A 24,208-nucleotide genomic window follows, 5' to 3' on the forward strand; every position below is an offset into this window, starting at 1 on the left:
TCACCGTGATCGCCGACGGCGGCGATGAGGGACCGAACCGTGGGGGCGTCGAAGACGTCGCGGACCGATACCTGTGTGCCGAGGAGTGCACCGGCGCGCGCGGCCAGGCGCATCGCCGACAGCGAGTTGCCACCGGAGGCGAAGAAGTCTGCGGTGACACCGATCTCGTCGACACCGAGTAGGTCCGCGAAGACCGCGGCAAGCGCGCTCTCCTGCGGCGTGCGTGCCGCTTCCCGGTCGGTGTCGATGTCCATCGCAGGCGGTTCCGGAAGCGACCGCCGGTCCACCTTGCCCGACGTGGTCAGCGGCATCTCCTCGACCTCGACCCACACCGCGGGTCGCATGAAGTCCGGAAGAGCCTGTGCGTGCCGCGACGTCATCGAGATCGAGTTCGCCGGCGCGCCGTGGCGACACGTATGCGACGAGGTGGTCGCCGGCGGACGTGGAGACGAGCGTCACCGCGGCGTGCAGGACGCCGTCGGCTCCGGTGACCACCGACTCGATCTCGCCGAGTTCGACTCGCTGGCCGCGGATCTTGACCTGGAAGTCGGCGCGGCCGAGGTATTCCACCCGTCCGTCGTCTGTCCATCTGGCCAGGTCCCCGGTCCGGTACATCCGGGATCCGGGTCCGCCCGAGGGGTTCGCGACGAAGGACTGGGCGGTCAGGTCGGGACGGCCGGCGTACCCGCGGGCCAACTGCACACCGCCGAGGTACATCTCGCCGATGAAGCCCGGCGGAACCGGGCGCAACGCGGCGTCGAGGATCTGGACCGTCGAGTTCCACACCGGTCCGCCGATCGGGACCACGGCATCGGTCGCGTCGAGGACCCGCTCCCCGGTGATGTCGACGGCAGCCTCGGTGGGGCCGTACACGTTCCAGATCTCCGCGCCGGTGCGCGCACGCAGGTCGCGGACGAGACCCGGCGTCAGTGCTTCGCCGCCGGAGAGGATGAAACGCAGTTCCGACAGCGCGGAATCCGCCGCGCCGTCGAGCAGCACCGCGAGCATCGACGGTACGAAATGCACACCGGTGGCCCGGTTTTCCCGAATGAGCCGTTCGAGATAGGCGATGTCGCGGTGCCCCTCCTGCGCGGCGACGACGAGGTCTGCGCCGGCGAGGAACGGAGTGAACAGCTCGCCGACCGACGGATCGAAGGTGTAGGGGATCTTGTGCAGCAGGATGTCGTCGGCGGTCACGCCGAAGGCGTCCACACCCCAGCGGATGCGGTTGATCAACGCTCGGTGGTCGATCGTGACGCCCTTGGGACGTCCGGTCGATCCAGAGGTGAACAACGTGTAGGCCGCGTGCTCCGGACGGAGGTCCGCCGGGGCGGCGAGTGCTTCGGAACGGCCCGTCGACGTCGACGACGCCAGATCCACGGCGACCAGCGCCACCCCGGGCAAATCCGCGTCGGCGACCGCGACCACGGCCCCTGGTGCGACCAGGACGAGGCGCACATCTGCGGTGGCCAGCACGTAGGCCGTCCGGTCCGCGGGGGCCTCGATGTCGATCGGCACGAACGCGCCGCCCGCGACGATCACGGCGTGGATGGCGGCGACCTCGTCGAGCGACCGAGGCATGCACACCCCGACGGCGACGTCGGGTCCGACACCCCGGTCCCGCAGCTCCGCAGCCAGCGCAGTGACGCGGACACCGAAGTCCGCGTAGGACAGTTCGGTGGCGTCGTCGCGCACTCGTGCGTCCGCGTGTCGGCGGTAGGCCTGCAGCAGCGCGCCGGCCATGGTCTCGTCGGGCAGTTCGACATGCGGGCCGGAGGAGAAATCCGCGACCGCGTCGCGGTCGGATGCGGAGAGCACTTCGAGCTCGCGCAGCCGTCGTGCGTCGTCCGTCGCGACGGCATCGAGAACACGGGTGATGATCGCGGCGAACCGCATGACCGCCGTCTCGTCGAAGGCGTTCGGGAGGTACTTGATTTTCAGGAGCAGCTCGTCGCCTGCCGGGCCGGTGACGAAATTGAGCGGGTAATGCGTGCCCGTCACCGTGTCGATGCGGGCGACGTCGAGTCCGCCGGTTACCCCGGTGTCGGCGCTCGAGATCGAGTCGGTGTCGATCGGATACGACTCGTGCACGGTGAGAGTGTCGAACAACGGGCCGGCGACTCCCGTGGACGCCGCGAGCGCGGGCAGTCCGACGTGCTGGTGGTCGAGCACCGACACCTTGGCCTGCTGCAGTGCCGACAGCACGTCGGCGATCGACGCATCGGGGTCGACGTCGACGACGGCAGGCAACGTGTTGATGAACAGACCGATCATCGTGTCGACGCCGTCGAGATCAGCCGGACGTCCGGAGACCGTCTCACCGAAGGTGACGACCCGCTCCCCGGTCAGCTTGGACAACAGGACCGCCCAGGCGAACTGCAGCACGGTCGACGTGGTGACGCCGCGCAGTCGAGACATCTGCTCGAGCGCCGCTGTGGTCTCCGCATCGATCCGGAAGTGGTGTTCGGCGGGCTGCTGATCCGTGGTCGCCACGGCGCCCCCGGGCACGACCAGGGTGGGCGAATCGACCGGAGCGAGCACCCGAGCCCACGCCCGGCGGGCCGCGTCGCCGTCCGCGGTCGCGATGCGCCGCAGATGATCTGCGAAATCGTTTCCGCCCGAGTAGGCCTGACGGGTGTAGGTCTCGTTCGCCGCGTACAGCGCGAGGAGGTCGGCCAGCACCAGGGGGCCCGACCAGCCGTCGAGCAGGATGTGGTGGTTGGTGACAATCAACGAGGTCTCACCGGGATGGTCGACCGCGACGAAGCGGACGAGAGGTGCATGTGCGAGGTCGAAGCCCCGCAGCCGCTCATCGTCCGCGAGTTCGGCGACACGGGCGTCGACGTCGTCTCCGGTTCCGAGACTCACGCCGAGCCAGGGCACGTCGACGGACGACGGCACCACGGTGACGACGCGGCCGTCGACCGTGGTGACGAAAGCCGACCGCAGGACACGGTGGGCGGCGAACAGCTTCTCCGCCGCCTCTCGAAGGCGATCCGAATCCACACCGCGCAGGGTGACGACAGCCTGGGTGACATACACGTCCACGACGTGGTCGGATTCCAATGCTCGGGCAGATTCGACGTAGAGACCCTGCTGCAACGGCGACAGCGGCCAGATGTCGGCGCCGGGGTGGGCCGCGGCCAGTGCGTCCAGTTCGTGCTGGGTGAGTCCGGTGCCCGGCACGTCAGACGGTGACAGTCCGACGGACGTGCCCTTCCGGACCAGGTCGACGACGGCCGAGAGCTCGTGCGCCCACAGTCCGAACAGCGCGGTGATCTCGTCATCGGCGAAGAGTGCACCCGGGAAGTTGGCCCCGGCCAACAGCTTTCGCCTACCGTCCGCGTCGTACGACGTGGTGACGGTGACACCGAGCGCGGCCAGCGACACCATCGCGCCGGACGCGGACGAGCCGAGGACCGGCGCTTCGGGCGCGTTGGTGAACGGCAGGGCGTCGGTCCGGGCGACAGCGGCCCCGCTGCCTGCGCCGAAGTAGTTGAACGAGATGGTCGGCAGCGGTCGCGACGCGAGTTCGGCGTCGGCTCCGGGCCCGTACCGCAACCAGCCGAACCCGATGCCGTTGTCCGGCTGGGCCAGTCGTTCCTCCTTGGCTGCCTTGACCGCGTGCACGACGTCCTCGCCCGGGTCGAGGGACACCGGGACCAGCGTGGTGAACCAGCCCACCGACCGGGACAGGTCGGCGCGGCGCGGCGACGGCTCGGTGGCGAGTACCTCTTCGTATCGCCCGTGCCCCTCGGTGAGGACCGTGACCGGCGCGGTGTCGGCGACCTCGCGATGGGTCTGCCACGACCGGACGGCGCGTGCGAACGCCCCCAGGAGAACGTCGTTGACGTTGCCCCCGAATGCCTCGGGCACCGAGGTCAGCACCGCCGCCGTGACGTCGGCGTCGATCTCGACGGAGACGAGGCGTTCGGTGGACATACGGTCTCGGTCCCGGTCCAGCTCGACGCCCAGCGAGGTGGGCCGGGCAGGCAGCCGGTCGAGCCAGTGGCCGACCTGTCCCGACCACGAATCAGTCCTCGCCGCAAGAGCATTGGTCCAGGCCAGGGCACTCGTCTGTTCCGCTCGCAGATCGATGTCGCGACCACTGGACAGCTGGGCCCAGCCGGTGACCAGGTCCTCGATCAGGACCGGCCACGACACGGCGTCGATGCCGAGGTGGTGGATCACGACGAGCACGCGTCCGGCGCCGTCGGGGTCCCGGACGATTGCGGCACGCGCGAGACGGCCGGTCGCCGGATCCAGCGTGGCCGAGATGGTCCGGAACGCGGCGCGCAGATCGGCGTCGAACCCGGCGGTGCCGATCGCCGCGGTGCTCGTGACGCCGATGACGGCCTCGGTTGCGTCGAAGCCGTTGCCCGCGACCGACTGCCAGCCGTCTTCGGTCTCGATCAGCGTCGCGGTGAGCATCGGATGCGCGGCGACGACCGCGGCGAGCAGTTCGCTCATGCGGGCGAGGTCGAGGTCCTCCGGCGCCAGCAGCACGGCCGCCTGGACGAAGTCGGCGAAGTCGGCGGGATCCTGGGAATGCTCGATCATCCAGTGGACGACCGGCGACACCGTGACCTGACCGACGCCGGCCGGGTCGCCCTCCTCCAGCATCTCCAGGCGTGCGGCACCGTTGTCGGCCGTCGCGGCCATCGCCCGGATCGTGCGGAGTTCGAAGATCTCGCGCGGGGACAGGTCGAGACCGGCGGCCCGCGCCGCCGAGGCCAGCTGAATCGACATGATCGAGTCGCCACCCAGAGCGAAGAACGACTCGGTGACCGACACGCGGTCGACACCGATCAGGTGCGCTACGATTGCGGCCAGCGTTTCCTCGGTCGAGCTCGCCGGCGCCACATAGTCCTCGGTGTGCACGCCGAAGTCGGGCTCGGGCAACGCCTTCCGGTCGATCTTGCCCGCGGTGTTCAGCTCCAGGAACGGAACCGTCACCCAGACCGTGGGTCGCATGTACTCCGGCAGCTCCGCCGCCACGGCCGCCTTGACCGAGTCGAGGTCGACGTCCTCCGGTGCCACGTAACCGACCAGATGGTCGGCGCCGGTCGGGGCCTTGGCGACCGTCACGGCGGTGTGCACGACGCCGTCGACGGCCGCGATCACCGACTCGATCTCGCCGAGTTCGATGCGCTGGCCACGCAACTTCACCTGGAAGTCGGTGCGGCCCAGGTATTCCAGCGAGCCGTCGGCCTGCCACCGCACCAGGTCGCCGGTGCGGTACAACCGGGAGCCCGGCGCGCCGAAGGGGTCGGCGACGAAACGCTCGGCGGACAGGTCGGGGCGCGCTGCGTAACCGCGCGCCAGCTGTACGCCACCGAGGTAGAGCTCACCCGGGACACCGGCGGGCACCGGCCGCAGCCGGGCGTCGAGGACCCAGGTGGACGTGTTCGCAACCGGCACGCCGATCGGGATGAGCGCGGGCGCCGAGGTCACGTCCGCGACGGCGACCTCGACCGCCGCCTCGGTCGGACCGAAGAGGTTGACGATCTGCACCTGCGGCAGCAGGGCGTGCAGCCGGGCGACGACGGCCGGGGGCAGCGCCTCGCCGGACGCGAACACCCAACGGAGCGATGAGAACTCGGCGAACCTAGCATCCGGGACGAGGTCGAGGAAGATCGACATCATCGAGGGCACGAAGTGCACCGAGGTGGCCCGGGTCTCGACGATCAGGTCGGCCAGGTACTCCGGATCGGTGTGTCCGCCCGGACGGGCGACGACCATCGTCGCGCCGGTCAAAAGCGGGCCGAACAACTCCGGCACCGAGACGTCGAACGTGTACGGCGTCTTCTGCACGACGCGGTCGCCGACTGCCCAGGCGAACTCCCCGAGTCCCCATAAGAGGCGGTTCATCACGGCGGTATGCGACACCGTCACGCCCTTGGGGCGGCCGGTCGAACCGGAGGTGAAGAGCGTGTATGCGGCGTGGTCACCGCGTAACGGCGCCAGACGCTCGGCGTCGGCGACCGGCGCGGCTTCCGTCGGCGGCGTCGAGGTGTCCACCTCGACGACCTGCACGCGGTCGCCGAGGCCGTCGATCGCGGGCGGCCGGGTTCCCGCGGCCACCAGCACGATCCGCGCCTGGGCGGTGTCGACCATGTACTCGACGCGGTCGGTGGGCGCTCCGGGATCGATGGGGACGTATTGGCCACCGGCGGCGAGGACGGCGTGCACGGCGACGACCATCTCCACCGACCGGTCGATGCAGACACCGACGGCGACGTCCGGCCCCACGCCGGATCCGATCAGTACCCGCGCGAGATCGGCGACGCGGGAACCGAATTCACGGTAGGTGACCTCACGGTCGGCGAACCGCACCGCGATCTGTGCCGCGTGTGCGGCGACACCGTCGGCCACCGCCTCGGCGATCACCGACCGGCCGAGGGTCGCCGACTGCCCCACGGACCACTCGGCGACGCGCGCGCGGTCGTCGGCGGAGACCAGTGCGAGGTCGCCCACCGCACGGGATAGGCGCCCGGCGCCGGCGAGATCGCTCAGCACCGACACCAGCCGGGTCGCGAGTTCGGTCACCGTCTCGGGGTCGAACAGGTCCTGCGCGTAGATCATCGTGCCCGACCACGCGCGGCCGGGGACATCGGCCGCAACGGCGACGGCCAGGTCGAGTTGCGCCGAGACCTGTGGCGGGTCGACCGGCGTGATGGACAGTCCGGCGAGTTCGGGCACGTCGGCAGAACCGCTGCCGTCGGCCGGCAGTACGGCCCCGGACAGCAGCGACTGGTCCATGGTCAGCATGACCTGGGCGAGCGGTGCGAACGCCTCGGAGCGGATCGGATCCAGATGTTCGACGAGGGTCTCGAACGGGAGGTCGGCGTTGGTGAACGCGTCGAGATCGGTGGTGCGGACCTGGGCCAGCAACTCGTCGACCGTCATGCCGGGGACCACGCGCGAGCGCAGCACGAGCGTGTTGACGAACATGCCGACGAGCGGATCGAGCACCCGCGACCCGCGACCGGCGACCGGCGTCGCGATCGCGATGTCGTCGGTGGCCGAGAGGCGGGCGAGGAGCACCGCGAGGGCGGCGTGCACGACCATGAACGGAGTGACACCGTGCGCACGAGCGGCACCGGCCACCGCCTCGGCGACGTCGGCCGGGATCTCGAAGCCGATGCGGCCGCCCCGGGCGGTGGCGATCGCCGGGCGCGGGCGGTCGGCCGGAAGCTCCAGCACGTCGGGAAGGCCGGCCAGGCGGCCGGTCCAGTGGGCGAGCTGCCGGCCGAGGACGGACTCGGGGTCGTCGGCTGAACCGAGCTCCTCGTGCTGCCAGATCGCGAAGTCGGCGAACTGCACCTCGAGCGGGACGAACGTCGGGGTCTCCCCGGCGCTGCGCGCGACGTAGGCCGTCACCATGTCGGCGACCAGCGGCTGCAGCGACTCGCCGTCGGAGGCGATGTGATGGGTGACGAGGCCCAGGACGTGGGTGTCGGCGTCGATCTGCCACAGGCACGCGCGGACCGGCCACTGGGCGGCCACGTCGAAGCCGCGGGACACCTCGGCCTCGAAGTCGCCCTGGGTACGCACGTGCGAGAAATCGAGATGCGCGGGCACCTGGTCGGCATCGGCGATCACCTGGTGCGGACCCTCGGCGTCCTGCGGGAACGTCGTCCGCAGCACCTCGTGCCGTACCACCACATCGGCGATCGCCGCGCGCAGTGCCTCGACATCGAGCCGGCCCGACATCCGGACGACGGCCGGGATGTTGTAGGTGGGCAGGCTCGGATCGAACTGGTTGATGAACCACATGCGCTGCTGTGCGAACGACAGCGGGATGTGTTCGGGGCGAGGCGACACCGCGACGATCGGGGCGCGTCCGTCTGCGTGCCGCGACCCGGACGCGATCAGATCACGGACGTTCGGCGCGTCGAAGAGGTCCCGGACCGTGACCTCGGTGCCGAGCACGTCGCCGACGCGCGCGGCCAGGCGCATCGCCGACAGCGAGTTGCCGCCGAGGTCGAAGAAGCTGTCGGTCACGCCCACCAGGTCGACACCCAGGACATCGGCGAAGACAGCGGCCACCGACTCCTCGACGGGGGTGGCGGGAGCGACGGTCTCGCCGCTGCCGAAGTGCGGCTGCGGCAGGGATTTCCGGTCGATCTTGCCCGAACTGTTGAGCGCGATGTCGGGCAGTGGCATCCACACCGTGGGACGCATGTACTCCGGCAGTTCCCGGACCACGGCCGCCTTGACCGCGTCCGTGGACACGGTGTCGGGAGCGAAGTAGGCCACCAGATGCTGTCCCGAGCGAGGCGACTCGGCCACCGTCGCGGCGGCGTGGACCACTCCCGGTACGGACGCCACAACCGTCTCGACCTCGCCGAGCTCGAGTCGCTGGCCGCGGAGCTTCACCTGGAAATCGGTGCGGCCCAGGTATTCCAGCTGGCCACGCGCATTCCAGCGGACGAGGTCACCGGTCCGGTACATCCGGCCGCCCGGCGCGGCGTACGGATCGGCGACGAAGCGATCCGCAGTGAGATCGGGGCGCGACGCGTATCCCCGCGCCAGCTGGACACCCGACAGGTACAGCTCACCGGGTACGCCGACCGGCACCCGGTGCAGGCGCGAATCCAGAACTCGTACAGCAGTATTGGGCACGGGGACGCCGATCGGCACCGACGTCTCCCCCGCCCGCACCTGATGGGCGGTCACGTCCACCGCCGCCTCGGTCGGGCCGTACAGATTGTGGACCTCGTTGCCCGGCAACGCCGCCACCAACGCCTGCGCCACCGGCGCGGTCAACGCCTCACCCGAGGTGAACGTCAACCGCAACGACGACAACTCACCCACCCGATCGCCCAAGACATCCAGGAACACCGACAACATCGACGGCACGAAATGGATGACCGACACCTTCTCGGCCGTGATCAACTCCGCCAGATACCGCGGATCACCGTGCCGCTCCGGCTCGGCCACCACCAGGGTCGCCCCCACCGCGAACGGCAGGAACAACTCCCACACCGACACATCGAACGTCACCGGCGTCTTCTGCACGAAGACATCCGAGTCCTTGATCGAATACCAGTCCCGCATCCACTCCAAGCGGTTCACGATCGCCGCATGCGACACCGTCACACCCTTGGGCCGCCCCGTCGACCCCGACGTGAACAGGGTGTACGCCGCATCGGCGGGCACGATCGACCGCCCGCGCTCGTCATCGGTGATCGGCGCGGCGGCGAGATCGACGACCCGCTCCGCATCGACGCCGACAAATGACACCGACTCATTCAGTCCCGCAACCGATTCCGGCACCGCGCCGGAGGCGACCAGGACGTGACGCACACCCGCGGTCTCGACCATGTAGGCCGCGCGATCGCGGGGCGCGGTCGGATCGACGGGTACGTAGTGCCCGCCCGCGGCGACGACGGCGTGGATGGCCACCATCATCTCGATTGAACGCGGAAGGCACACGGCGACTGCGTCTCCGGGCCGCACGCCGGAGGCGAGCAGGGTTCGGGCGAGGGTCCACACCTGAGCACCGAACTCCCCGTACCGCACCGACCGGCCGCCGAACGACAGCGCTCGCGCGCCCGGGTTCTCCGCGACCCGGGCGACGAGGGCGTCGGGCAGGGTGACAGCGGGAACGTCGGACTCGGCGCCCGACTCGGCGCTCTCGATCTGTGCGTGCGCGGCATCGTCGAGCAGGGTGGTGTCACCCACCGGGGCGGCGGGAGACGTGACGAGTCGGCGCAGCACCTCGACGAAGCGCGCGCCGAATTCGGCGATCGTCGGTTCGTCGAACAGATCGGTCGCGTAGATCAGCGAGACGTCCCACGCGGCGTCCGATGTCGCGGTCACGGTGACCGTCATGTCCATCTGGGCGGCGACCGAGTCCCGCTCGACCGGCGCGATCCCCAGTTCGGTCACCGTGTCGACGACCGCACCGGCCGTCATCGCCGGATCGAACGACAGCATCACCTGGGCGAGCGGCGAGAATGCCTCCGAGCGAACCGGATTGACTCGCTCCACCAGGGCCTCGAACGGCACGTCGGCGTGCGCGAACGCATCCAGGTCGGTAGCGCGGACCGCGGCGAGCAACTCGTCGAAACTCATGCCCGGCCGTACCTCGGAGCGGAGGACGAGGGTGTTGACGAACATGCCGACGAGTGGGTCGAGGGCACGCTGCCCACGTCCCGCGATCGGGGTGGCGACCGCGATGTCCTCGGTGGCCGACAGCCGGGCGAGGACGACCGCGAGGGCGGCGTGGACCACCATGAAGGAGGTCATCCCCCGCTCGGCGCGCAGGGCGTCGATGGCCGCGGCGACGTCTGCGGGGATCTGCAGGCTGTGGTGTGCACCGTGGTTGGACGCCACCGCCGGACGGGGACGATCCGCCGGGAGTTCGAGGACCTCCGGCAGTCCGGCGAGCTGGGCCGTCCAGTACCCGAGCTGGCGACCGATGATCGAGTCCGGGTCATCGGGGTCGCCGAGGACGTCGTGCTGCCAGATCGCGTAGTCGGCGAACTGCACCGCCAGCGGGCCGAACTCCGGCTCGGACCCCCGGCTGCGCGCCTGGTACGAGGTGACGACGTCGGAGACCAGCGGCGCCAGCGACTCACCGTCTGCACCGATGTGGTGGAGGATGATCGCGAGTACCGCCTCGGTGTCGTCGACTCGCCACAGTCGGGCCCGCAGTGGCCACTGGGCGGTGACGTCGAATCCGGTTCCCGCGGCGAGTTCGAGCTCGTCGGCGGAGTCCACCAGCGCCCAGTCGAGTCGCGTATCGACCTCGCCGGTGGGGTGGATCAGCTGATACGGCTCGCCGGCGTCGTCGGGGAAGGTCGTGCGGAGCACCTCGTGCCGCTCCACCGCGTCGACGATGGCGGCGCGGAGCGCGTGGGTGTCGAGCGGACCCGTCAGGCGCAGTACCGCCGGGATGTTGTAGGCGACCGAGTCGGGCTGGAACCGGTTGATGAACCAGATCCGGCGCTGCGCGAACGACAGCGGGATCCGGTCCGGGCGCGGCGACACCGCCACCACGGGTGGCAGATTCGCGCCGCGTCCGGCGACTGCCTCGACGAGGTCGCGGACGGACGGCGCCTCGAACACGTCCCGCACCGAGACCTCGGTACCGAGTGCATCGGCGACGCGCGAGGCGAGGCGGGTCGCGGACAGCGAATTACCACCGAGGTCGAAGAAGCTTGTCGTGACCCCGATCTCGTCGACTCCGAGCACCTCGGCGAAGACCTGCGCGACCGCGGTCTCCTGCGGGCCGGTGGGCGCGACGATCTCCTCGACCACGGTGGCCGAGTCGGGTACCGGAAGGGCGTCGCGGTCGAGTTTGCCGTTCGCGGTGAGCGGCAGGGTGTCGACGTCGATGATCTGGTCCGGGACCATGTACGACGGCACCGCGCGGCCGGCGATGCGCCGGACCTCGGTCGCGTCGACCGCGTCCTGCGCGTCGCGAACCAGGTAACCGATGAGTTGCTCACCGCGACCGGGGATGTCGACGACACGCGCCGCGGCCGCGCTCACACCCGGGACTGCCAGGAGTGCCGCCTCGATCTCACCGAACTCGATCCGATAGCCGCGCAACTGCACCTGTGCATCGCCGCGGCCGAGGTACTCGATGTCGTCGCCCACGCGACGGGCGAGGTCGCCGGTGCGGTACATGCGGGTTCCGGGCTCGCCGTAGGGTGACGCGACGAAACGCGTCGACGACAGCCCGGCGCGTTTCAAGTAGCCCTGCGCCAGTTGCCCACCGGTGACGTACATCTCGCCCACGATGCCCTCGGGGACCGGCCGCAGCCGGGTGTCGAGCACGTGGATGGCCAGCGACGACAGCGGACGACCGATGAAGCTCGCGTCGTCGGCCGCCACCGATTGCGGGTCGAGCGGCCGGAAACTGACGTGCACGGTCGTCTCGGTGATGCCGTACATGTTGACCAGCGTCGTGGTCTCGTCCGGATGATCGTCGAACCAGCGCCGCACCTGCTCGAAGCTGAGCGCCTCGCCGCCGAACACGATGTAGCGCAACGACAGCGGGGTGTCGCGGCGTCGGCGGGTCTCGGCGAGCTGGTAGAACGCCGACGGCGTCTGGCTCAGCACGGTGACCCGTTCGCGGGCGAGCAGGTCGAGGAACTCCTCCGGCGCCCGCGCCAGGTCCCGGTCGACCAGGACCAAGCGGCCACCGGTCAGCAGCGGTCCCCACAGCTCCCAGACCGAGAAGTCGAACGCGTACGAGTGGAACATCGTCCACACGTCCGTCTCGTCGATGTCGAAATCACCTGCGGCGGTGTCCATCAGGGTCACCACGTCGCGGTGGGTGACCTCGACACCCTTGGGCCGGCCCGTGGAACCCGACGTGTAGATCACGTAGGCACGCGAATCGGGATGAACTGTAACCGGTTCCGGACTCGCAGCGGCACCCTCGGCGACCAGCTGCGCGACCGACACCACCGGCGTGGTGCCCAACTGGGACAACAGTTCGAAGTCCGCGGTCGTGTCGTCGATGATCACCGCGCTCGGCGCGGCATCGGAGACGATGAAGCGCAGACGGTCGACGGGATTGGTGGTGTCCAGCGGCAGATAGCCCGCGCCGGAACGCAACACACCCAGGATCGAGGAGACGAGATCGACACCGCGGGAGGTCGCCACGGCGACGAGATCGCCGGTGGACACCCCACGCGCGTGCAGGGCCGCGGCGACCGCGGCGGAACGCTCGTCGATCTCGCGGTAGTCGAGTGTGGACGTGGTGTCGGTGACCGCCGGACGATCGGCGTGGGTGCGCGCTGCCCGCGCGAACAACTCGGCGAGCGAGACGTCGGTGTTGCGGGTCCGGGTCACCGGCGGCTTGAGCTCGCTGCGGTACTCGGCGTCGTCGAGCAGGGAGATGGCCCCGACCTCGGTTGCCGGGTCGGCGACGAGGGTAGTGAGGATGCGGATCAACGCATCCGAGTACACCTGCACCTGCCGCTCGTCGAAGGAGGCGGGCAGATACTTCAGTTTCAGCTCGATCTGGTCGCCGACCACGCCGGTCACCAGGTTGAGCGGGTAGTGGGTCGAGTCGGTGGCGTCGAGATCCTCGATCCCGATGCCGCCGGCGTCGGCCCCCTGCTTCAGGGACTGGGCGTCGACCGGGTAGGACTCGTGCACCGCGAGGGTGTCGAACAGCTGTCCGCGACCGACGAGTGCGGTCAGCTCGGGCAGTCCGAGGTGCTGGTGGTCGAGCACCGCGACCTTCGAAGCCTGCAGCGCGTCCAGGACGTCGGCGGCGCGGGCGCCCGGGTCGACGTCCGCGACCGCGGGCAGGGTGTTGATGAAGAGGCCGACCATCGTCTCGACGCCGTCCAGATCGGCCGGACGTCCGGAGACCGTCTCGCCGAAGACGACCGTGCGCTGACCGGTGATGCGCGAGAGCAGCACCGCCCAGGCGAACTGCATCACCGTCGAGACGGTGACTCCCCGTGCGCGCGTGAGGTCTTCGACGGCGGAGGTGATCTCGGCCGGGAGCAGCACGCTGTGATCGCGCGGAAGCTGATCGGAGGTCGCCTCGCGGCCGGAGCCGACGAGGGTCGGCTCGTCGACGGCGGACAGCACCGACCGCCAGGCCGCCAGTCCCGCTTCGGTGTCGGAGGCGGCGATGTACCGCAGGTAGTCGAAGTAGTCTCCCCGAGCCCCGGATTCGGCGGCGACGGTGCCGGTGTAGGTCTGACCGGTGGCGTACAGCGCGAATAGGTCGGCCATGATCAGCGGGCTCGACCAGCCGTCGATCAGGATGTGGTGGCTGGTGACGACCAACGTCGAGCGCGTGCCACTGCGGACGAGGACGAACCGCATGAGCGGGCCGGACTCGAGGTCGAACGGCGTCGCGCGTTCGACCTGCGCGACTGCGGCGATCGCATCGTCGCCGCTGTTGGCATCCACTGTTCGCCAGGGGATCTCGATGTTCTCCGGAACCACCGCGACGACCTCGCCGCTGGGTACCCGGACGAAACTGGAGCGCAGTACCCGATGGCGGGCGAAGACCGCGCGCACGGCCTCGGCGAGACGGGTGGCGTCGACCTCGCCCTTGAGCGTGAGAACCGCCTGCGCGGTGTAGACGTCGACCGCCCCGGCTTCGCGGCCCGCCGCGGCGAGTTCGGCCTGGAACTGCAGGCCGCGCTGCAACGGCGACAGCGGCCACACGTCTGCGCCCGGATACCGCCGGGCCAGGTGATCGAGATCGTCCTGGGTGACGCGCGCACCGAGGACATCCGACGGGGAGAGTCCCGGATCGCCGACGCGGGCGATCTCGTCGACGATGGTCGCGAGCTCGGCGTCCCAACGCCGCGCGAGGTCGTCGACCGCCTCGGTGTCGATCGCACCGCGCGGGAAGGTGAATCCCGCGACGAACTCGCGACCGCTGTCGCCGATCGCGGTTCCCGCGTTGATGCTCAGCAGGTTCGGCACGACCATGGCGCCGGTGACCGTGCCGGGCAGTCGCGGTGCGGCGGGGTCGGGCAGGAACGGCATGCCCGCCTCGCCCACGGCCGAGGCGTTCTCGCCGCCGGCCCCGGTCCCCGTGACGTTGCCGAGGTAGTTGAATCCGATGCTCGGCAACGGCCGCCGGGACAGCTCGGTGTCGCCATAGCGGAGGAGCCCGTAACCGATCCCGTTGTCGGGCTGGCCGACCCGCTCCTCCTTGGCGAGCTTGACCGTGTGCACGGCATCGCCGCGCACGTCGACGGCCATCGGCGCGATGGTCGTGAACCACCCGACGGTCCGGGACAGATCCACGGTCCGCGGATCGGTTCCGCGTAGCAGCGCTTCCTCGTATCGGCCGTGCCCCTCGAGCAGGATGGTCACCGGCCGGTCGTCGGCGATGCCCCGGGCCTGCTGCCACGACCGGACGGCGCGCGCCAGAGCAGCCACGAGAGCGTCGTTGACGTTGCCGCGGAAGGCGGTCGGCACCGAGGTCAGCAGCGCCTCGGTCACCGACGAGCCGACCGTGTGCACCACGGTCTCGGTGGTCGACATGCGGTCACGCGCGCGGTCGACCTCTGCCCCGAGGTCGGTGACCCGTTCCGGCGACCGTTCGAGCCAGTAGCGCAGCTCGTCGGATCGCCCGGCCCGCTGGGCATCGAGCGCGGCGGTGAAGGCGCGCGCCGAGGTGACCTCCGGTCGCAGCGAATACGCATGGCCGCCTTGATGTTGCGCCCACGCGGTCAGCAGGTCCTCGATGATGACCCGCCACGAGACGGCGTCGACGCCCAGGTGGTGGATCACGACGACGAGCCGTGCGGCGGCGTCGGGGTCGGTGACCAGGACGGCCGCGACGAGTTGCCCGGTGGTCGGGTCGAGACGCCGCGAGGCGTCCTCGAAGGCCGCGACGACGGTGTCGGAGAAGCCGGGGTCGGCGGTCCGTACCGGACTCGCGAGGGCGGTGACGGCGCCGGGATGCAGTGGCGCGACGCCGGTGCGCATGCGCCATTCGCCGTCGGACTGCCCGGGTTCGACCGCCGCGCTGAGCATGGGATGTACGGACACGACCTGCGCGAGGAGTTCCTGCGCGATCTCGACGGTGAGTCCGGCCGGCGCGGTCAGCACCATGGACTGGGAGAAATCGGCGAAGTCGGTGACCTCGTCGGTCTGATCGAGGATCCACGAGACCACCGGCGGCACGGCCATCGGGCCGATCCCGCCGCCCGCGGGTTCCTCGAGGGCGGGCACCCGCTCGCCACGGGCGCCGACGGCGCGGGCGATCGCACGAACGGTCTTGTGCTCGAAGATGTCTCGAGGCGACACATCGATCCCGGCGGCCCGCGCCGCCGAAGCGACCTGGATGGACATGATGGAATCGCCGCCGAGGGCGAAGAAGGAGTCGGTGACGCTGACGCGTTCGAGACCCAGGAGTCCGGCGATGATCGTGGCGAGCTGCTGCTCGACCGGCGTCTCGGCGTCGACGTGATCGGAGTCGACCTCGATGGTCGGCGCGGGGAGTGCCCGACGATCGAGCTTGCCCACCGGGGTCAGCGGCAGTGCGTCGAGCACGACGATCCCGGCCGGCACCATGAACAACGGCAACCGGTCGGCGAGGTGCTCGCGCAGCGTGGCGATGTCGACTGCGTCGCGCAACACCACATAGGCGGCGAGCGCCGCGACGACCGACTGTCCACTCGCGGCGAGCCCGCCGTCGGAGTCGACGCCGACGACGACCGCGGAGGCCACCGCGGGGTGATCGCCGAGCGCACTCTCGATCTCGCCGAGTTCGATACGCAGACCGCGAAGCTTGATCTGGTCGTCGCTACGACCGACATAGTCCACCGAGAGCGACCCGTCGCGGTCACGGGCCCAGCGGACGATGTCCCCGGTGCGATAGATCCGGTCGCCCGGCGCGCCGAAGGGGTTGGCGACGAAGCGCTCCGCGGTCAGACCGCGGCGCTCGAGGTAGCCGCGCGCAAGGGCCGGGCCGCTCACGTACAGTTCGCCCGCCACCCCGACCGGAACTGGGCGGAGCCGGGAGTCGAGCACCAGCAGGTCGACGCCGCCGATCGGCGGTCCGACGAGGACCGGTTCCTCGACCCGCATGGGCGGGCCGATCGCGACACCGATCGTGGTCTCGGTGGGTCCGTAGAGGTTCTGGAAGCGCACCAGCGGTGCCCAGCGGTCACGCAAGGTGTCCGGGACCGCCTCACCGCCCGCGTAGACGGTGTGCAGATCCGGGAGGTCGGCCGGATCGAGGGAGGCGAGCACTGTCGGGGTGAGGAATGTATGGGTCACGCGGTGCTCGCGCATGAAGTCCGCGAGCGGTGCACCGGCCACCGCGTCGCGGTGCCGGTACACGACGGAGGCACCCACGGTGAAGGCGAGCAGATACTCGAGTACGAAGGCGTCGAAACTGGGTGAGGCGAAACCCAGGACGCGTGAGTCCGGGGTGATTCCGGATTTCTCCGCGGCCTCGACGCCGAAGTTGCGCAGGCCGCCCGCGGTGACCTCGACGCCCTTGGGCGTACCGGTCGATCCGGACGTGTAGATCACGTAGGCCGTGTCGTCGGCCCCGACCGCGCTCGGCCGGTCGGCGTCGGTCACAGGCGAATCACTGGCCGCCGCAACGGCTTCGATGAGCTCCGGCGCGTCCAGTTCCAGCCACTCGCTGCCGGGAATCCCGGGCCCGGCCACGTCGCCGAGCGTGAGCCCGAGCCGCGCACCGGAATCGGTGATCATGTGCGACACGCGATCCGCCGGGTAATCCGGGTCGATCGGTACGTACCCGGCCCCGGTCTTGGCCACCGCCCAGATCGCGACCATCAGTTCCGCCGACCGTGGGATGAGCAGCGCGACCAGGGTGCCGCGGCCGATGCCGCGATCCAGCAGGTGACGAGCCAGCCGGTTCGACGCGGCATCGAGCTCGCCGTACGTCAATGACCGCTCGGGGTCGACGACCGCGGTCCGGTCCGCTCCGCCGCGCCGGACCGCGGCGGCGAACAGCTCGGCCAGCGGCACGGCCGGTGTCGCGGGCTGACGGCCCACGGGGGTCAGCAGCTCGCGCTCGTCGGTGTCGAACAGGTCGGCGTCACCGACCGGCACGGTCGCGTCGGTGACCAGCTCGTGCAGCAACCGCGCGAATCGATCCATCATCCGCGCGACCGTCGCCTCGTCGAACAGGTCCGTGGCGTAGTTGACCCGGCCGATCCAGGACCCGGCGCGACCCCCGCGGAGTCCGACCGTCAGGTCCACCTTGGCCGAGTTCTCCTCGGTCTCCACCACTTCCACCGCGAGCTCGTCGATGTCGGCGACGAGAGTGGACGGATCCGCGGGAGTGGGGTCGACGGTCAGCAGGATCTGCGTCAGCGGCGCGAAGGCCTCCGAACGTGACGGCGCGAGTGCGTCCACGACCGCCTCGAAGGGGGCATCGGCGTGGGCGAAGGCGTCGAGATCGGTGACCCGCACGGCGTCGAGAAGGTCGGCGAACCGCTGCGCCGGGTCGACGACGGTACGCAGAACCAGGGTGTTGACGAACATGCCGACCAGCGGATCCAGGGCGGCGTCGCCGCGTCCGGCGATCGGCGTGCCGATGGCGATGTCGTCGGTGGCCGAGAGTCGCGACAGCAGCACGGCCAGTGCCGCATGGATGACCATGAACTCGGTGACACCACGCTCGGCGGCGAGCCTGCGAACGAGATCTGCAGTTGCCGAATCGATCTCGAATCCGACTTCGGCGCCGGCCATCGACGCGACCTTCGGACGCGGACGGTCGGCGGGAAGTTCGAGCACCTCGGGAAGCCCGGCCAGCGCGGTGCGCCAGTAGTCGACCTGCGCCGAGACCCGCGAACCCGGGTCGTCGATCGAACCGAGCTCACGACGTTGCCAGAGCGCGACGTCGGCGAACTGCACCTCCAGATCCGCGAAGTCCGGCGAACGGCCCTGCGAGCGCGCCACATAGGCGGTCACCACATCGGTGACCAGAGGCCGCATCGATTCGCCGTCTCCGGCGATGTGGTGGATCACGATGAGAACGATGTGTTCGAGATCGTCGACGCGATGCACGCGGATGCGGATCGGTCGCTGCACCGCGACGTCGAAACCCGCGCCGGCGGCAGCGAACAGGTCGGATTCGTCGTCGACGACATCCCAGTCGAGTGCGGCGCCCACACCGGCGGCGTCCCCGATGACCTGCCGCGGTGCACCGTCGATCGACGGGAACACCGTGCGGAGCACCTCCTGGCGCTCGACGACGTCGACCATCGCGGCACGCAGCGCGGCGAGGTCGAGCTTGCCGCGCAGGCGCAGGGCGATCGGGATGTTGTAGGCCGCCGAGCTGGTGTCGAACTGGTTGATGAACCAGATGCGTTGCTGCGCATAGGACAGCGGGATCTCATCCGGGCGCGGGCGCACGGCGGTGACCGGCGGGAGGCCGGGTACGCGGTCGGCGACGCGCTGAGCAAGTTCACGCACGCTCGGCGCGTCGAAGAGGTCGCGGACGCTGACCTCGACGCCGAGCGCCGCACCGGCGCGGGCCGCGACCCGCATCGCGGCCAGGGAGTTGCCGCCGAGATCGAAGAAGGAGTCGACGACCGACACCCGCTCGACACCGAGGACTTCGGCGACGACAGCGGCCAGGGCCTGCTCGGCCGGCGTCGCCGGCTCGACGATCTCGGACCGGGACACGGTGGGCGCCGGCAGCGCGCGCCGGTCGACCTTGCCGGAGGCGTTACGGGGCATCTCGTCGAGGACGACCCACAGCGTCGGGCGCAGGTGGGTGAGCAACCGTTCCGCGGCGAAGGTGCGGACCGTGTCGACGTCCACGGTGTCGCCCGGATGGCCCGTCAGGTACGCGACGAGCGCATCGCCCGCGGACGTCGTGGTGACCGCGGCAGCGGCGGCGACCACGCCCGGCGCGGCGGACAGGACTGCCTCGGTCTCGCCGAGTTCGATGCGCTGTCCATGGATCTTGACCTGGAAGTCGGCGCGGCCGAGGTACTCGAGTTCACCGTCCGCGCGCCAGCGTGCGAGGTCGCCGGTCCGGTACAACCGCGAGCCCGTCGGCCCGGCCGGGTCGGCGATGAACGCCTGGGCGGTCAGCGCCGGCGCGCCGGCATACCCGCGGGCCATCTGCGCGCCACCCAGGTACAGCTCGCCGGGGACGCCGGGCGGCACCGGGCGGAGGCGGATGTCGAGGACCCGGGCCGTCACGCCCGGTGCCGGGCGGCCGATGGTGACGACCTCGACCGGTTCCGCCAGGGGCCGGATCGTCGCGTCCACCGTCATCTCGGTCGGCCCGTACTGGTTGACGACCACCGCGTGTGGGGCGGCCGCAAGCGTCTGCTGCGTCACCGCGGGGGTGAGTGACTCACCGCCGGTGAAGATCTGACGCACCGAGGACAGACCGGTGGCGGGATCGAAGCTCTCGTCGAGGAACACCGCGAGCAGCGACGGCACGAACTGCACGGAGGTGACCCGCTCGTCGGCGATGACCCGGGCGAGATGCGCCGGATCACGGTGGCCGTCGGGTGCTGCGACCACGGCCGTGGCGCCCGCGACGAACGGCCAGAACAGCTCCCAGACCGAGGCGTCGAAGGTGTAGGGGGTCTTCACCAGCACCCGTTCGTCCGCCGGGTCACCGGTGTAGGCCCCGAACCAGGACAGCATGTCGTGCAGGCCCCGATGGGTGACCGTCACGCCCTTGGGCTGTCCGGTCGAGCCCGAGGTGAACAGCGTGTAGACCGGGTGCCCGGCGCGCAGCGCCACCGGACGATCCGCGGGCGTGACGGGAGCCGACGCAGCGGTCGCGAGCGCGTCGAGATCAACGGTGACGAAGGTTTCCGGAACGGTGGACGCGGCCTCGGCCCAGCTCGGACGTGCCCCGGCGACGACCACCGTCGACGCACCGGACAGCGCCAGCTGCCGGCGGACGACCTCGGCCGGCGCCTCCGGGTCGATCGGCACGTAGGTTCCGCCGGCGAGCACGATCCCGTGGATCGCGACGAGCATCTCGACCGACCGCGGAACGGCAACCGCGACTGCCACATCCGGCCCGACACCCTGCTCGAGCAGTCGTCGTGCGAACGCGTGGACCAGCGCCCCGTACTCGGCATGGTCGTAGGTGCGCCCGCCCGCGCGAACGGCGGGGCGGGACGCGTTGCGGGCGAACGAGTCCGCCAGCGCATCCGCGACCGTGACGACCTGCCCGGGACCGGCGTCGGTGTCAGCCGCACCGACCCATCGTTCGATCGCCTCGTGCTCGGCCGAGGTCATCAGCTCGGCGTCGCCGACAGGCGCACCCGGGTCCGCGGTCAGGGCGTCGAGAAGGCGGACGTACCGATCGGCGAACAGGCGCACCGATTCGGCGTCGTACAGGTCGGTCGCATAGAGCACCGAGCCCTGCCAGTTGTCGCCGTTGTCGGCGATGCCGACGGTCAGGTCGACGCGCGCGGAGAGTTCGTCCGGTTCGGCCGGGGTCACGGCCAGGCCGCCGGCCTCGCCGATCGTCCCCCCGCCGATCGTCAACGTCTGCGAGGCCAGGTCGGCGATGGCCGACTGGTCGAAGGCGAGCCACACCTGCGCGAGGGGCGCGTAGGCCTCGGTGCGCAGCGGGTTCACCCGTTCGACGACCGCCTCGAAGGGGATGTCCGCGTTCGCGAAGGCCTCGAGATCGGTGCGGCGGACGTCGTCGAGCAGCTGGCCGAAGCCGGCCGAGGAGTCGACTCCGGTCCGGAGGACCAACGTGTTGACGAACATCCCGACCATCGGGTCGAGGATCGACTGGCCACGACCGGCGATCGGCGTTCCGACGGTGATGTCCTCGGTCGCGGACAGGCGCGACAGCAACACCGCGAGCGCCGCATGCGCGACCATGAACGGGGTCAGCCCGCGATCGCGGGCCAGACGCGCAACGCGCTCCGAGACCTCCTGCGGCACACTGAATTCGACGCGTGCACCGCGCTGTGAGGCCACGGCCGGACGTGGGCGGTCGGTGGGCAGCTCGAGCACGTCGGGCGCGCCGTCGAGTTGCCGCGCCCAGTACTGGAGCTGTGCCCCGATGAGCGAGGAGTCGTCGGTGGCGGCGCCGAACACCCGACGCTGCCACAGGGCGACGTCGGCCATCTGGACCGGCAGCGGCCGGAAGTCGGGCGCGTTCCCGGCCACCCGTGCGGTGTACGCGGTGATCAGGTCGGTCACCAGCGGCGCCAGGGATTCGCCGTCGCACGAGATGTGGTGCACCACCATCCCGAGGACCGCCTCGGTGTCCGAGATCCGGGAGAAGCCGACGCGCACCGGCAGTTCCGCGACCAGGTCGAACCCGCCGAGCATCACCTGCGGCAGCGCCGCTTGCGGCACCTCGCGCCAGTCGAGCATCGCAGCCGCCGCCGAGGGGTCGTGGACGAGTTGGTAGGCGTCGCCGTCGGCTTCGGGATAGGTGGTCCGCAGGACCTCGTGGCGGGTCATGACGTCGAGCAACGCCGCACGCAGCGCGTCGGCGTCCACGTCGCCCGACAACCGCAGGACCATCGGGATGTTGTAGGCGGGCGAGGCCGGGTCGAACCGGTTGATGAACCACATGCGCTGCTGTGCGAGCGACAGCGGGATGCGGTCCGGACGGTCGGTGACGGGTTCGATCGGCGGCAGCCCCGGCCGCTTCGACGCCGCGGCCAGCGCGAGGTCGCGAACCGTCGGGGCGTCGAATAGATCACGGACGGTGAGGTCGACGCCGAGCGTCTCCGCGGCGCGGCCGACGATGCGGGCGGCCAGCAGCGAGTTGCCGCCGACGTCGAACACCGACTCGACGACGCTGATGTCCTCGAGACCCAGTACCTCCGCGAAGATGTCCCGCAGGGCCGCCTCGGTGTCGTTGTCGGGCGCGACGAACTCGGTCGTCGACGCCAGCACCGGCCGCGGCAGTGCGCCGCGGTCGAGTTTGCCGTTCTGGGTCAGCGGTAGCCGCTCGACCGCCATGACGACGTCGGGGACCATGTACTCCGGCACCGTGGCCGCGACTCGGCGGCGCACGACCTGTTCGTCGACCTCGGCGCCCGGCTCGGGAACCACGTAGGCGGCGAGGATCTCACCCCGGTCGGGCAGATCCACGACGTTCGCCGCACCCGCCGCGATCCCGTCGACACCGACGAGTGCGGCCTCGATCTCGCCGTATTCGATGCGGAAGCCGCGGAGCTGGACCTGGGCGTCGCCCCGACCGAGGTACTCGATGTCGTCGCCGACGCGACGCGCCAGATCGCCGGTCCGGTACATCCGGTCACCGGAACCGTCGGGCGCGAACGGATTCGCGACGAAACGGGTGGCGCTCAGACCGGCTCGACGCAGATAACCCTGCGCGAGTTGCGTTCCGGTGACGTACATTTCACCGATGACACCCTCGGGCACCGGCCGCAGCCGCGAGTCGAGGATGTGGATGTCCAGCGACGACAACGGCCGTCCGATGAACGACGCGTCACCCGCCGACACCGCGTCGCGGTCCAGGGCGCGGTAGCTGACATGCACCGTGGTCTCGGTGATGCCGTACATGTTGACCAGTTGCGCCGGATCGGCCGGGTTGTCGTCGAACCAGCGCCGGACCTGCTCGAAACTCAGCGCCTCGCCACCGAACACGATGTAGCGCAGGGCAAGTGCGGCCTGCTTCTGCCGCTGGGCGGTGATGAGCTGGTAGAAGGCCGACGGCGTCTGGCTCAGCACCGTGACCCGCTCGGTCTCGAGCAGTTCGACGAAGGCGTCCGGATCGCGCGTGGTGTCCTGGTCGACCACGACGACGCGCCCGCCGGTGACCAGCGGTCCCCAGATCTCCCAGACCGAGAAGTCGAATGCGTAGGAGTGGAACAGTGTCCACACGTCGTCCGGACCGAACGAGAACTCCTGCGCCGCGGCCTTCATCAGCGCGACGACCTCGTGATGCGAGACGACGACGCCCTTCGGCCGGCCCGTCGAACCCGAGGTGTAGATCAGGTAGGCCGGCAGCCGCTCGTCGAGGGGTTCGGGCTGCGCTCTCACCGCTCCCTGAGGAGTCCCGGCTGCCAACTCCTCGGGCGCCGCGAACCGCACGTCGATGACGCCCCACGCCGCGGCCAGGTCTGCGTCGGCGAGCACCAGCAGCGGCGCGGCGTCGTCGACGATCGACTGCGCGCGCGCAACCGGCTGGGAGCGGTCGAGCGGCAGGTACGCCGCTCCGGTCTTGAGGACGGCGAGCAGGGCCACGATCAGCTCGGCACGGCGCGCGAGCGCGACACCTACGAGGCGACCCGGACCTGCGCCGGTGGCGCGGAGTGCGCCGGCCAGCACCTCGGACCGCTCGTCGAGCTCGCGATAGGACAGTACGGTGCCGGTCGCGTCGCTGACCGCGGGCCGGTCGGCGTGGCGGGCCACCGCGGAACGGACGAGACCGGGCAGTGAGCCGAGGTCGGTGCTGCCGATCAGCTCCAGGGCCCGCTCTCGGATCAGCCCGATCGCGCGCCGGGTGGCGTCGGCGATCTCCGCGGGTGCGCGGCCGGCGGCGGCCTCGGTCTGGGTGACCCCGGCGCCGACGGCTGCCTCGGTGTCGAGCCCCTGGGCGACGAAGATCTGGGCCGTAGCCGAGACCCGTGCGTACAGCTCACCGAAGGTGACCGGACCGGACGCCGCCTCGTAGGCGGTCTCGGAGGGTGCGACGCCGGCCGAGAAGGCGATTAGGTGCAGTGTCGAAGGCCGCGAGCCCCAGGCGAGAGAGATGTTGGAGGCCGTTGAATCGACATCGGTCACGTCTGAGTCATTC

1 protein-coding gene is annotated in these 24,208 nt (G+C 70.4%); it reads right to left on the reverse strand.

What is annotated here, in order from left to right; all coding sequences use genetic code 11:
- The gene (locus tag MVF96_RS24710) at positions 1-24,195 is read right to left on the reverse strand and encodes a non-ribosomal peptide synthase/polyketide synthase (protein WP_418930400.1); all 24,195 of its coding nucleotides are present in this window, start codon (positions 24,193-24,195) and stop codon (positions 1-3) included.
- Between the last annotated feature and the right edge of the window lie 13 nt (positions 24,196-24,208).

Origin of the sequence: Gordonia hongkongensis, assembly GCF_023078355.1 — a bacterium.
Lineage (GTDB): Bacteria > Actinomycetota > Actinomycetes > Mycobacteriales > Mycobacteriaceae > Gordonia > Gordonia hongkongensis.